The 12507-nt window shown below is 70.1% G+C and carries 9 protein-coding genes; 4 read left to right on the plus strand and 5 right to left on the minus strand.

What is annotated here, in order from left to right; translation table 11 throughout:
• Positions 1 to 2 precede the first annotated feature (2 nt).
• Positions 3 to 1571 (minus strand): FGGY-family carbohydrate kinase, encoded by a 1569-nt coding sequence (locus RISW2_RS00190; RefSeq protein ID WP_043765100.1) that lies wholly within the window; start codon positions 1569 to 1571, stop codon positions 3 to 5.
• Positions 1572 to 1949: 378 nt separating this feature from the next.
• Between RISW2_RS00190 and RISW2_RS00195 the strand changes: the two genes are divergently transcribed.
• From RISW2_RS00195 to RISW2_RS00210, 4 genes are all read left to right on the plus strand, one after another.
• On the plus strand, positions 1950 to 2606 hold the full coding sequence (locus RISW2_RS00195) for a DUF2291 family protein (RefSeq protein ID WP_084615200.1): 657 nt from the start codon (positions 1950 to 1952) through the stop codon (positions 2604 to 2606).
• Positions 2603 to 4921, plus strand: a complete 2319-nt coding sequence (locus tag RISW2_RS00200) for a sugar-binding domain-containing protein (protein ID WP_084615189.1) — start codon at positions 2603 to 2605, stop codon at positions 4919 to 4921. The genes RISW2_RS00195 and RISW2_RS00200 overlap by 4 nt, the downstream gene beginning before the upstream one ends.
• A 16-nt stretch (positions 4922 to 4937) precedes the next feature.
• Positions 4938 to 6002, plus strand: coding sequence for an ABC transporter permease (locus RISW2_RS00205; RefSeq protein WP_084615190.1), 1065 nt, complete (start codon positions 4938 to 4940; stop codon positions 6000 to 6002).
• Positions 6003 to 6097: 95 nt separating this feature from the next.
• Positions 6098 to 7045, plus strand: a complete 948-nt coding sequence (locus tag RISW2_RS00210) for a D-ribose ABC transporter substrate-binding protein (RefSeq protein WP_043765105.1) — start codon at positions 6098 to 6100, stop codon at positions 7043 to 7045.
• A 111-nt stretch (positions 7046 to 7156) separates the two neighbouring features.
• On the opposite strand, the gene RISW2_RS00215 is transcribed toward RISW2_RS00210, so the two are convergent.
• Genes RISW2_RS00215 through RISW2_RS00230 form a run of 4 tightly spaced genes read right to left on the minus strand, consistent with a single transcriptional unit; the run spans position 7157 to position 12441 of the window.
• Positions 7157 to 8674: a 3-hydroxyacyl-CoA dehydrogenase gene (locus RISW2_RS00215; protein ID WP_043765108.1), complete on the minus strand. Its 1518-nt coding sequence runs from the start codon at positions 8672 to 8674 to the stop codon at positions 7157 to 7159.
• Positions 8671 to 9867, minus strand: a complete 1197-nt coding sequence (locus tag RISW2_RS00220) for a CoA transferase (protein ID WP_051491663.1) — start codon at positions 9865 to 9867, stop codon at positions 8671 to 8673. The genes RISW2_RS00215 and RISW2_RS00220 overlap by 4 nt, the downstream gene beginning before the upstream one ends.
• Positions 9867 to 10517 (minus strand): cysteine hydrolase family protein, encoded by a 651-nt coding sequence (locus RISW2_RS00225; RefSeq protein ID WP_043765110.1) that lies wholly within the window; start codon positions 10515 to 10517, stop codon positions 9867 to 9869. The genes RISW2_RS00220 and RISW2_RS00225 overlap by 1 nt, the downstream gene beginning before the upstream one ends.
• On the minus strand, positions 10504 to 12441 hold the full coding sequence (locus tag RISW2_RS00230; RefSeq protein ID WP_051491665.1) for a TRAP transporter permease: 1938 nt from the start codon (positions 12439 to 12441) through the stop codon (positions 10504 to 10506). The genes RISW2_RS00225 and RISW2_RS00230 overlap by 14 nt, the downstream gene beginning before the upstream one ends.
• Positions 12442 to 12507: the final 66 nt, after the last annotated feature.

Genomic DNA, 12507 nt, shown 5'->3' on the forward strand with positions numbered 1-12507 from the left:
TCTCAGGCTCCTTGCGATTTGCGCGCCGCCGCCAGCCCGTCCCAGACGGGGGCGAGGCTGTCGCGCGCGTGCCGATAGTTGGCGAAGAGGGTGTCGTAGACAGGCACGAGGTCGGGGCAGGGCGGCTCCGGCGCGCCGAGGAGCGGCGTCGTCCAGCGCGCGATGCAGGCATCCATGCTGTCGAAGGCGCCGATGGCGACCGCGGCCATCATGGCGCAGCCGGCCGCCCCCGCCTCGTCGCGGGAAGAAACGCGGACCGGCGTGTCGAGCGCGGCGGCCAGCACCCGGCGCAGCGCCGGCGACCGCGCGGCGCCGCCGGTCAGGCGCAGTTCGCGGGGCATGTCGCCCATGGCCGCGTAGCAGTCCCGCGCCGCCATGCCGAGGCCCTCGACAACCGCGCGGATCACGTCCGGAAAGCGGTGCGAGGCGTTGAGGCCGACGAGGCTCGCGCGCGCGTCGGCATTCACGAAGGGGCCGCGTTCGCCCGCCTCGGAGATGTAGGGATGGTAGACCAGCGCGCCCGGCCGCGACCGCGCCATCCAGCCGTCGATCCGGGCGACGAGGTCGGCATGCGACGGCGCGGCGCCCGTCTCGGCCATCAGGTCCTCGACCAGGGACAGCGCCCAGTCGATGTTGAGCGTCGCGGCCATGTTGGTCTGCACCTGCGTCACCAGATCGGGGACGGGCAGGCAGATGACGTAGCCCGTGCCCTCGGCGTTGAGGTAGACGTCGTCCGACCGGACGGCCCGCATGTGCACCCCGGTCGAGCCCACCGTGGAACAGGCCGCGCCAGCGTCGCCCGTGTGCACGCCCGCGCCAAGCGCGGTCATCACCATGTCCACGTAGCCGAGCGAGACCGGCGTGCCCTGCAGGAGGCCGGTCTGCGCCGCCGCGGCCGCGGTCAGGGGCCGGGTGTCGCGCGAGCCGTCGAGGATCTCGGGCAGGAGCGCGCGCCGGTCCTCGAGGCCGAGCGTCGCGATCACCGCGTCGCTGTAGGACCGCGTGCGGAAATCGCCGAAGGTGAAGCTCGCCTCGGACGGGTCGGTCGCCCGCACGCCGGTCAGGTTGAGGAACAGCCAGTCCTTGCAGTGGAGCGCGACCTCGGCGCGGTCGAGAAGATCGGGGCAGACGCGCGCCATGTGCGCCATCTGGCTGCCCTGCTGGCAGGTGTTGAGACCGGTGCCGGTGGCCTCGAACCGCGCTCGTTCGTCCGGTCCGCGGGCGAGGCCGCGCACGGTCGGGGCGGCGCGCGCGTCGAGCCAGAGCCAGGCATCCGCGACGGGGACGTCGCCCGGTCCCACGAGCCAGGTGCCGTCGCCCTGTCCGGTCAGCGCCACCGCGGCGGTGCGCTGCGCGAGGCCCTCGACCTTTTCCGCGAGCCCGCGCAGCGCGGCGGCGCAGTCGGCCCAGGTCTGCGACAGCGACTGCGTCGCCGATCCGTCCGCACCCATGACGTAGGAGTTGCGCACCGAGGATGACGCGAGCTGCGCGCCGCCGAGGTCGAAGGCGACCGCCTTGATGACCGATGTGCCGGCATCGACGCCGATGATCAGGTCCGACGAATCGGCCATGTCCTCTCTCCCTTGCCGCCGTCCGTCGCCGCGGCCTCTCCCCTTCGGCCCCGGGTGCGACGGGCCTGCACGTGCGGCCGGTCGCCCCGCGCCCGGCTGGACCGGGTCTATCACAGAAAAACGACAGCGTGTGAAATTTTTTGCAGACAGAGAAATTTATTTCCATTACGGTAGGCGCAATCGGTCGCACCCCTCGCGGTGCGGAAGGCCGCCGGCCCGGACGCGGAATTGAGGAGTTCCAGGGGCGCGGCGGCAGGGGAGGAACGGTTCGACGCCAGGCGTCTGGCCATTCCCGCAACAGCAGCGCGCCGGGTTTTCCCGGCACAGATCCATCGCGGTCCGGATCGCCGGGCCGCCCAGCACAGGGGCATGTCCGCCATGGCAACAACCGGTACCGTCTCCGCCCACTCCTCGAGGGCGACGCGCCGCAACGCGATCATCGCGGTGGTCGCGGTCGCGGTGCTGGGGGCGATCGCCTTCGACACGACGGTCGTGTCGATCGGCGGCGAGGGAGACCTGCGCCAGCAGGCCTTCGACCCGGACCGCTACGGCGCCGAGCAGTTCCCGCGGATCCGCGACTTCGTCAGCGGCAAGGCGCCCGAGGCGGTCGCGCTGGCCGAGGAGCTGGAGGCGGACAGGGCAGCGGCGGTCGAGGCCTACGGTACCATGGCAGGCGCGTTCCCGGTGATGCCGGTCACCTTCACCGGCACGGTGGGCGAGGGGACGTCCGGCATCTTCAACGTCGCCGTCGAGGGTCTGCCGGAGGGCACAGGCGTGCGCGTCCAGACCGGGCCCGCGATCAACGGCACCGAGCTGCGCGACATCGTCGGCGACATCTCCTTCGGCGCCTTCAAGAACCAGATCGAGTACCAGGACGCGGGATCGGGCATCAACCGCGCCATGGCGGCCGAGGTGCTTTCGGATCTCGATCGCGAGGCGCTGACCGGCCGGACCGTCACCGTCACCGGCGCCTTCACCATGATCAACCCGAAGAACTGGCTGGTCACCCCGGTCGCGTTCGAGGTGCAGGGATGACGGCGCCGCTGCACGACGAGACGCCGACCCTCGCGCCCGACCGGGCGGAGGTGGTCCTGGCGGCCCGCAACATCTCGAAGAGCTACGGCGCGGTGCATGCGCTCAAGAGCGTGAACTTCGACGTGCATCGCGGCCAGGTCACCACGCTCTTCGGCGAGAACGGCGCGGGCAAGTCGACGCTGATGAAGATCCTCTCGGGCGTGGTCGCGCCAACCGCGGGCGAGCTGATCCTCGACGGCCGGCCGGTCGAGATCCGCTCGACCGTCGAGGCGCGCGAGCTCGGCGTCTCGATCATCCACCAGGAGCTGTCGCTCGCCCCCAATATGAACGTGCGCGACAACATCTTTCTCGGGCGCGAGATCATGGGCCCCCGCGGCGTGAACTTCGCCGAGGAGGAGCGCCAGTGCCGTGCCCTCATGGAAGATCTCGAGGAAGACATCGATCCGCTGACCCCGGTCGAGGAACTGCGCCTCGGCCAGCAGCAGATCGTCGAGATCGCCCGCGCGCTGAGCGTCAATTCCCGCATCCTCATCATGGACGAGCCGACCTCGGCGCTGTCCGCCTCGGAGGTCGAGGTGCTGTTCAAGGTCATCCACGACCTGAAGGCGCGCGGGGTCTCCATCGTCTACATCTCGCACCACCTCGAGGAGGCGCTGACCATCACCGACCACGCGGTGGTGCTGCGCGACGGCGTGATGACCGCCTACGCGCCGCGCGCCGAGATCGACCTCGAATGGATCGTGCGCAACATGGTGGGCGAGAACTTCGATCTCGGCTCGCCGCCCGACACCACGTTCGGCGAGGTCGCGCTGTCGCTGCGGAACCTGTCGGTGCCGGCGCCCGGGGGATCGGGCTATTCCGTGGTGGACCGGCTGTCGCTCGACGTGCGGCAGGGCGAGATCGTCTGCATCTACGGCCTGATGGGCGCGGGGCGCACCGAGATGATGGAATGCGTGGCCGGGCGGCTGCCGGCCTCGGGCGGGCAGGTGCTGCTGCACGGACGCGACGTGGCCGGCATGACCATCGCGCAGCGCATCGACGCGGGTCTCGTGCTGACCCCCGAGGACCGCCAGCGCGACGGGCTGGTCCAGACCATGACGGTCGGGCAGAACCTGTCGCTCGCCTCCATCGGCGCCTTCACCCGGCGGCTTCTGACCTCGCGGGCCGCGGAGCAGGAGATCATCGAGCGCTCGATCCGGGAGGTCACGATCAAGACCGACGGCGGCGGGGCGGCCATCGGCTCGCTCTCGGGCGGCAATCAGCAGAAGGTCGTGATCGGCAAGATGCTGGCCACGAATCCCTCGGTCGTCCTGCTCGACGAGCCGTCGCGCGGCATCGACATCGGCGCCAAGGCCGAGGTGTTCCGCCTGCTGGCCGAGGGCGCGCGAAAGGGGCTCGCGGTGGTCTACTCGACCTCCGAGGTCAGCGAGTGCCTGTCCATCGCGCACCGCATCATCGTCATGCACAAGGGCAAGATCTCGGCCACGTTCGGGCCCGACGCGACCAAGGAACAGATCATGGCCGCCTCGGGCGAGGTGGACCTCGAGCAGAGCCTGCGCGCGGCCTTCGGGCTCGAGCAGTGCGAGGTCGTGACCGACCTCCACGAGGACGATCTGGCGCTCGGGCCGCTCGGCGCGGCGGGGGGCAGGTTCCTGTCGGCCGAGATCGCCGGCGGCCGCAACGCCATCATCGGCGCGGGTCATGGCCGGACGCTTCTGGCCTGCGTGGACGCGCTCGAGCCCCGGCACGCGCCCGCACTCAGGGTCGTGTCGCTGATGGGCTCGCTCACGAGCGGCTCGGACGTGAACCCGCATGCCATCGTCGCGCGGCTGGCCGAGGCGACGGGCGCGGAGCCCGCGTCGATGCCGGTGCCGTTCATCGCCAATACCGCCGCCGACCGCGACGTCCTGCTGAGCCAGAAGGCCGCGGCGCACGCGGCGGACCTCGCGCGGCGGGCGGACCTGATGGTCGTCGGCATCGGCACGACCGCCCCCGAGGCCGAGCTTGTCGCCACCGGCATGATCGAGCCGGCCGAGATGGCCGCCATCGCCGGGGCCGGCGGCGTGGGCGAGATCCTCGGGCACTTCTTCGACCGGCGCGGCCGGCCTGTCGGGCAGGAGGTCAGCGGGCGGATCCTGACGCAGCCGCTCGAGGCGCTGAAGGGCCGCCGCATCGTTGCCGTGGCCGGCGGCACCCTCAAGACCCACGCGATCAAGGCCGTCCTCGAAAGCGGCCTCCTGAGCGGCCTGATCGTCGACGAGCCCACCGCCCGGGCGATCGTCGACATGGACAAGCCGTCCTCGGCCCAGCACTGACACGGAGACACCCGAGATGACTGATGTCACCACCACCAAGAAGCAGGGGTCCGGCGGTCCGATGGCCGGCATGTTCGGCGAAGGCGCCGGCATCGTGCAGATCCTGCTCGAGGGGCGCGCCTTCTTCGCGCTCATCGCGATCATCCTGATCTTCTCGTTCCTGTCGCCGAACTACGCGACGGTGTCGAACTTCCTGATCATGGCGAACCACGTCGCGATCTTCGGCCTCTTGTCCATCGGCATGATGCTGGTGATCCTGAACGGCGGCATCGACCTGTCGGTGGGGTCGGTCCTCGGGCTGACCGGGGTCTTCGCCGGCTTCCTGATGCAGGGGGTCGAGATCGAGGCGGCGGGCGTCATCCTCTACCCGCCGGTCTGGGCCGTGGTGGTGCTGACCCTCGCACTCGGTGCCCTCGTCGGCGCGGTCAACGGCGTGCTCGTCGCCTTCTTCCGGGTGCCGGCCTTCGTCGCCACGCTGGGCTCGCTCTACGTGGCGCGCGGCGTCGCGCTACTGATGACGAACGGGCTGACCTTCAACAACCTCTCGGGCGATCCCGCGCTCGGCAATACCGGTTTCGACTGGCTGGGCTTCAACCGCATCGGCGGGGTGCCGATCGGTGTCATCGTGCTGGCCGTCGTCGCCATCGCCGCGGGGCTCCTGCTGTCGCGCACCGCCTTCGGCCGCTGGCTCTACTCGTCGGGCGGCAACGAGCGCGCGGCCGAGCTGTCCGGCGTGCCGGTCAAGAAGGTGCAGATCGCGGTCTACGTGCTCTCGGGCATCTGCGCCGCGATCGCGGGGCTCGTGCTCAGCTCGCAGCTCACCTCGGCCGGCCCGACCGCCGGCACCACCTACGAGCTGACCGCCATCGCCGCGGTCGTCGTGGGCGGCGCGTCGCTGATGGGCGGGCGCGGCACGGTGCGCGGCACGCTGCTCGGCGCCTTCGTCATCGGCTTTCTCAGCGACGGCCTCGTCATCATCGGCGTGTCGTCCTACTGGCAGACCGTCTTCACCGGCGCGGTCATCGTCCTCGCGGTGATGCTCAATTCCATCCAGTACCGGGGCAAGGCCCGCAAGGGCTGACCCCGTCCCCGTTTCGCGCAGTCCGGGCGAGGAGACCCGACGCGAAGACCCGCCGGACAACCGGCAACCACCAGACCCCTAGGGAGACCATTTAGATGATCGCATTCACCAGACGCGCGCTCTTGGCGGCCGCGGCCTCGCTGCCCCTCATGGCGGGCTCGGCCTGGGCCGAGGGCCTCATTTCCATCATCGTGACCGACCCGGCGAACCCCTACTGGTTCACCGAGGGCGAAGTGGCCAAGGCGACCGCCGAGGAACTCGGCTACGAGGCCACCGTCGCTGCCCACAAGGGCGACACCAACGTCGAGTCGAACCTCATCGACGCGGCCATCACCAACGGCGCCAAGGCGATCATCCTCGACCCCGCGAACGCCGACGGCTCGGTCGGCGTGGTGCGCAAGGCCACCGAGGCCGGCATCCCGGTGTTCCTCGTGAACGCCGAGATCAACGAATCCGGCATCGCGATCGCGCAGCTCGTGTCGAACAACGCGCAGGGCGCCGCCATCGGCGCGGTGCAGTTCCAGTCGCTGGTGGGCGACACGGCAAAGTACGTCGAGTTCTTCGGCAACCCCGCCGACAACAACGCCGCCACCCGGTCGAACGGCTACGAGACCGTGCTGAGCCAGTATCCCGGCCTCGAGAAGGTGGCCGAGGAGGTCGCCAACTGGGACCGCACGCAGGGCTACAACAAGATGCAGTCGATCATCCAGGCGAACCCCGAGATCGACGCGGTGATCTCGGGCAACGACGAGATGGCGCTGGGCGCGATCGCGGCCCTCAAGGAGGCCGGCATGCTCGACGGCATGATCGTCGGCGGCTTCGACGGCTCGCCCGACGCGGTCGAGGCGGTGAAGGCCGGCGAGATGGCCTACACCGTGCTGCAGCCCGTCGCCGTGTTCGCGCGCGAGGCCGTCATCCAGGCCGACCACTACATCAAGAACGGCGAGCCGATGGTCAGCGAGGAAAAGCAGCTCTTCGACTGCCTGCTGATCACCCCCGACAACGTGGACAAGTACACAGCCGCGTTCACGCTTTCCGAGTGACCTCCCGGACGGACGCGCCCCGCGCGCGCCCGTCCTCCTCCCGGCGGCGCGAAGGCAACTTCGCGCCGTTCGTATGTCCGCCGGAAAGGCGCGGCGACCGGGCGCAACGGGTTAGCGCCACTCGGCCGGCGCGTCGAGCGGCAGCCCCAGTGTCACGCGTCGGCGCAGCCAGGGGCTCGCTCGGTAGCGCGGATCGCCGGTGAGCGTGTGAAGCGCGTCGAGGATACGCAGGATGTGGGCCGCGCCGATTGCGTCGCCCCACCGCAGGGGCCCGCGGGGATACCCGAGGCCGAGCGTCGTTCCGAGCTCGATGTCCCCGGGCGAGGCGATCCCCTGCTGGGCAATGTCGCAGGCGATGTTCACGATGGTGGCGAGCGTGCGCTGCGCCACGAACCCGGGGCTGTCGGCGATCACCGTGACCGGCCGGCTGGCGGCAAGCCACGCCACCACCCGGTCGCCCATGACGGCACGCGTCATGGGCGTGCCCATCACCGTCAGCCGCCCGCCCTCTATCGCAGGTCCGAAGAGCGGATCGATCGCGACGACGCGTGCGGGGTCGAGCCCGTGGGCCGCCGCTTCCGCCGTCGCGTCGCGGCCGAGGGGGGCCGCGATCACGGCGCTTGAAGCGGAGGGTTTTGCGCCCTCGTCCCGCGCCTCGGAAGGAAAAAGCGCCGCGATCCGGTCGCGCCATGGCGTATCGAGCGCGCCCAGCCAGACCTTTCCGCCGTCGCCGTTCGGCACGGCGGAGGCCGTCGGGTCCTGTCGCACACCGTTGTCATAGCGGTAGAAACCCTCGCCGGACTTGCGGCCGAAAAGCCCGGCCGCCACCCGGATCGGCAGGATCGGCGAGGGGCGGAAGCGCGGCTCCTGGTAGAATCCGTCGTAGATCAGGTCGAACACCTTCGAGGATACGTCGAGCCCGGTCAGGTCGAGGAGCGCGAAGGGCCCGAGCCGGAATCCTGCCGCTTCTTCGAGGATCGCGTCCACCTGTTGGGGCGTGGCCACGCGATCCTGGACGATGCGCAGCCCCTCGGTCGTCAGACCGCGCGCGGAATGATTCACGAGGAAGCCCGGGGCGTCTGCCGCGCGCACCGGCGCGTGCCCGAAGTCGCGCGCGTAGGCGTCGAGCCGGTCCAGAACCGCGTCCTCGCTGCGCAGCCCGCCGATCACCTCGACCACCTTCATCAGCGGCACCGGGTTGAAGAAGTGGAACCCCGCGACCCGTCCGGGACGCGCGCATCCCGCGGCGATCTCGCTCACCGACAGGGACGAGGTGTTGGTGGCAAGGATGCAATCCGGACCCACCACCGCCTCGAGGTCACGGAATAGGGCGCGTTTGACCTCGAGGTCCTCGGCGACTGCCTCGACCACGAGGGCGGCGCCCGCGACGTCGGAGAGATCGGTCGCGACCACGATGCGGTTGGGAGCGTCGGCCGCGAGATCGGGCTCGAGCCGCCCCTTGGCCGCGAGCTTCTCGATCATGGCGAGGGCATGGGCGCGCGCGGCCTCGGCCGCCTGGCGGCTGGCATCGAGCGCGATCACCCGGCTTCCGGCCTGCGCGAAGACCTGGACGATGCCGCGGCCCATCGTGCCGGTGCCGATGACCGCGACCGGAGAGAGGGTGGTCATGGATCCGCTTCCTTTCCTGCTGTGTCGAGTGGACCGAGGACCGACGCGGTGTCGGCGCCGAGATCAGGCGCACGCGCCGCGGCGAGACGGGGATGCGCCGAGAGGCGCAGAGGGGTGCGCGGCGTCAGGACCGGGGGCACGCCCGGATGCGCCTGCCGGGCGAACATGGGGTTCCGGGGGCTCGCACGCGCGTCCTCTGCCAAGAGCTGCGCGGCATCGCGATAGGGCGACCAGCAGACCGACGTGCCCGCGAAGGCGTCCGCGATCTGCGTCAGGTCGCGCGCACCGGCCCAGTCCTGCACCAGCGCGGCGATCGCATGGCGTGCCCTGAAGCGCTCCGCGTCGTCGTCGAGCGGGGCGCCGAAGGCCTCGCCGATGCGATCCATGGCGGTGCCGAGCCCGGTTGCGGAGAGAAGCGCGCGCCACTGCTTGCCGGTGACGGTCGCAAGCATGAACCGCCGCCCGCACCGCGTCTCGAAATCGCGGCCGAAGCTGCCGTAGACCCAGTTCTCCTGCCGGGGGCGGGCCTCGCCCGAGAGCTCGGCCTCGGGCAGGATGCCCACATTGGCCATTGTCTCCATGGCGATGTCCGAGAGGCTGAGCGCGACGTGCTGGCCGCGCCCGGTGCGCCGACGCTCCAGTTCGGCGGCGAGGAGTCCCATTGCGAGCGTGCGTCCGGCGATCACGTCCCAGAAGGGCACTGCGTTGTTGACTGGCGAGTCGAGGCCTGCGGGGCCGGCCATCTGCGCCGCCCCGCATGCGGCGTGCACGGTATAGTCGATGGCGGTGGCGCCGTCGGGACTGCCGTCGAGCGTGACGACGATCACGTCTTGGCGGCGGTCCAGCAGCGCCTCGGGGGCCAGCGCGCCGCGCGCGGGCAGGTTCGTCACGAAGATGCCGTCGCCCTCGCAGACCAGCCGCGCGGCGGCCTCGCGTCCTTCCTCGGTGCGCAGGTCCAGCGTCACGGACTTCTTGCCGCGGTTGAGCATGGTCCAGTAGAGGCTCGCACCCTCTTGCGAGAGCGGCCAGCGCTGGTGGTCGAGCCCTCCCTCGGAAGGGTCGAGCCGGATCACCTCGGCCCCGAGCGCGGCAAGGCTCATGGTCGCGAGCGGCGCCGCGATGAAGGCCGTGGATTCGACGATCCTGAGGCCTGCGAGCGGCCCCTGGTCCGTGGGTGCGACGGCCGCTGCCATCAGCCGCGCTCCAGCAGCGGCAGGAGTTCGGCAGATTGCGCCACCACGAAGCGGTTTCGCATGAGCGCGAGCGAAGCTTCGTGGTAGGCGGTGTTGCTGCTGGCCACCGCGTCCTCCACGACGACCGTGTAGTAGTCGTGGTGCGCCGCGCTGCGGACGGTCGATTCCACGCAACCCTCTGTATTGGCGCCAAGGCACACGACGGTGTCGATGCCGTTGGCGCGCAGGATCAGGTCGAGTGCGGTGCGGTGGAAGGCGTCGGGGCGCATCTTGTCCACGACAGGATCCTCGGGGCGCGGCGCGATGCCGTCACAGAATTCGGCGCCCCAGCTTCCGGGCAAGGTGTAGTCGGGGCTCTTGCCGTCCCGAAGTTTGAGTCGAAGCCAGGCCGGGCTGTCGCCTGCCCCGCCCGGAAGTGTGACCTGCCGGACGAACACGGTCATGATGTCCGACGCCTGGGCGCGGCGCACGACGTCGACCATGATCGGCAGGTGCGCCTCGGCCAGCGCCATGTCGCGGCCTGCGCGGGCGAAAACGCCGTCCGGCGCGAAGAAGTCGTTCTGGATGTCGATGACCACCAGCGCCGTCTGCGCGGGGATCAGGATCTCCTCCAGTGTTTGGCGCACGATCTTGCCGTTATGATTCAACATGCGTGTTTCCTTGATGGTTTTCCGCTTCTTCCCCGGGACGACGACGCCAGTGCCGGATCGACGTGAGCACGAGCAGCGCCGCGCCCGTTGCGGCCGCGGCAAGGCCCGGCGCGATGAGCAGAAGGGCGGCCGCAATCAGGAGCAGGCGCTCCGGCCAGGTGAGGGGATGGAACAGGAACCCCGCCATCGCCGCGCCGATGACGACAACGCCCAAGAGCCCGGTCCCGGCGTAGAAACCGATCGCCGCCGGGTGGCCCGACATCAGGATTTCGGGGTGAAAGACGAAGATGAACGGAATGAGGAAGGCCACGAGCGCGAGCCGCACCGCGAGAAGGGAGGTCGGCAGCCAGTCGGTCCGGGCCATGGTCGCGGCGATGAAAACCGTGGCGCAGAGCGGCGGGGTCAGCCCCGCGATGATGCTGAAATAGAAAATGAAGAAATGTGCGTTGAGTGGCTCGACACCCAGCCGCACGAGAGCGGGGGCCACAACGGCGGCGGCGAGGAGATACGCCGCGGCGGTCGGAAGACCGGTGCCGAGGAGCATGGCCACCAGCATCGCAAGAAGTAGCGAGACCATGAGGTTCGCCTCTCCGAGCGTGATGATGGCCGAGGTGAAGGACACCCCGAGCCCGGTTGTCGAAATCATGGCGAGAAGGATCTGCGCCCCCGCGATCAGTACTGCGATCGCCACCAGCCCGACGCCCGCCTCGACCACGGTGCGACCGAGCCCCGACAGCTTGTCCCTGAGGTCCGCAACCGAGGTTGCAGCGAGTAGGTAGAATCCCACCAGCAGCACCACCGCCCAGAACGCCGCGAGCGCGGGCGAATACCCCTGCACCATCAGCCCGATGAGGGCAACGAGCGACGCCAGAACCGGCCCCGCGCCGCGCAAGGTCAACGTGTCGGACAGCCGGGGCATCTCGGCGGGGTTGACGGGGCGGTAGCCGAGCCGCCGGGATTCGAAGTGGATCCCCGCGAGACAGCCCGCGAAGTAGAGGATCGCGGGGATCAGGCCCGCCGCCATGATCGTCAGGTACGGCACGCCGAGAAGCTCGGCCATGATGAAGGCGCCTGCGCCCATGATGGGCGGCATGATCTGCCCGCCGGTCGACGCCACGGCCTCGACCGCGGCGGCAAAAGCGGGGCGGTAGCCGAGCCGCGTCATCAGCGGGATCGTGAACGCGCCGGTGGTCGCGACGTTCGCGGCCGCCGACCCCGACACGCTGCCGAACATGGCGCTCGAGATCGTCGCGACCTTGGCGCCGCCGCCCGTACTGCGTCCGCCGATGCGCATGGCGATGTCCATGAAGGTCTGTCCGCCTCCGGTGCGCAACAGGAAGACGCCGTAGATCACGAAAAGCGCGATCACGTTCGCGGAAATGCCGGTGACCATCCCGTAGAGACCGCGGTTCGACAGGTACAGCACCTCTGCCGCAAGCCGCGGGTCGAGACCGCGATGGGCGACGGCCTGCGGCAGGTGCGGGCCGAGCAGCGCGTAGGCGAGACCAGCAAGCCCGAGAAGCGGGATGGTGAGACCGATCACCCTTCGGCATCCCTCGAGGACGAGCGCGGTCGTGACGATGGCCAAAATGAAATCCGCCTCCGTCATTCGGAAGGTGAAGCCCATCACGCGGTCGTAGCTTAGGATGACGTGCGCGGTGCCGAGCGCGGCGCCCAGGATCAGCAGGCCGTCGAGGACCCCCAGCGGCCGCTCCCGGGCACTGTCCCGGTCGGCGCCGAAGAGCAGGAACGCCAGCATCAGCGTCCCGCCCACGTGGGCGGCGCGCTGTATCAGGTCCGGGAATGCACCGAACGCGCCGGTATAGAGATGGAAGGCCACCATGACGCCGCTCAGCGCCACGATACCGCCGCGGCGCACGCGCAGGGCGGCGCGTGGAGTGTCGGTGTCGGCGTCACGTGTCATGCTGGACTCCGCCTTGCGCCGCGGCCTTCGCGGCGATGGAGCGCACCCGCCCCGCGGGACGGGTGC

Origin of the sequence: Roseivivax isoporae LMG 25204 (assembly GCF_000521865.1) — a bacterium.
Taxonomy (GTDB): domain Bacteria; phylum Pseudomonadota; class Alphaproteobacteria; order Rhodobacterales; family Rhodobacteraceae; genus Roseivivax; species Roseivivax isoporae.

What these genes read in the sequence shown, in the direction of transcription:
- RISW2_RS00190 (WP_043765100.1), bottom strand. Translation starts at nt 1,571, where the DNA reads ATGGCCGATTCGTCGGACCTGATCATCGGCGTCGATGCCGGCACATCG.
- RISW2_RS00195 (WP_084615200.1), top strand. Translation starts at nt 1,950, where the DNA reads ATGGCAACAACCGGTACCGTCTCCGCCCACTCCTCGAGGGCGACGCGC.
- RISW2_RS00200 (WP_084615189.1), top strand. Translation starts at nt 2,603, where the DNA reads ATGACGGCGCCGCTGCACGACGAGACGCCGACCCTCGCGCCCGACCGG.
- RISW2_RS00205 (WP_084615190.1), top strand. Translation starts at nt 4,938, where the DNA reads ATGACTGATGTCACCACCACCAAGAAGCAGGGGTCCGGCGGTCCGATG.
- RISW2_RS00210 (WP_043765105.1), top strand. Translation starts at nt 6,098, where the DNA reads ATGATCGCATTCACCAGACGCGCGCTCTTGGCGGCCGCGGCCTCGCTG.
- RISW2_RS00215 (WP_043765108.1), bottom strand. Translation starts at nt 8,674, where the DNA reads ATGACCACCCTCTCTCCGGTCGCGGTCATCGGCACCGGCACGATGGGC.
- RISW2_RS00220 (WP_051491663.1), bottom strand. Translation starts at nt 9,867, where the DNA reads ATGGCAGCGGCCGTCGCACCCACGGACCAGGGGCCGCTCGCAGGCCTC.
- RISW2_RS00225 (WP_043765110.1), bottom strand. Translation starts at nt 10,517, where the DNA reads ATGTTGAATCATAACGGCAAGATCGTGCGCCAAACACTGGAGGAGATC.
- RISW2_RS00230 (WP_051491665.1), bottom strand. Translation starts at nt 12,441, where the DNA reads ATGACACGTGACGCCGACACCGACACTCCACGCGCCGCCCTGCGCGTG.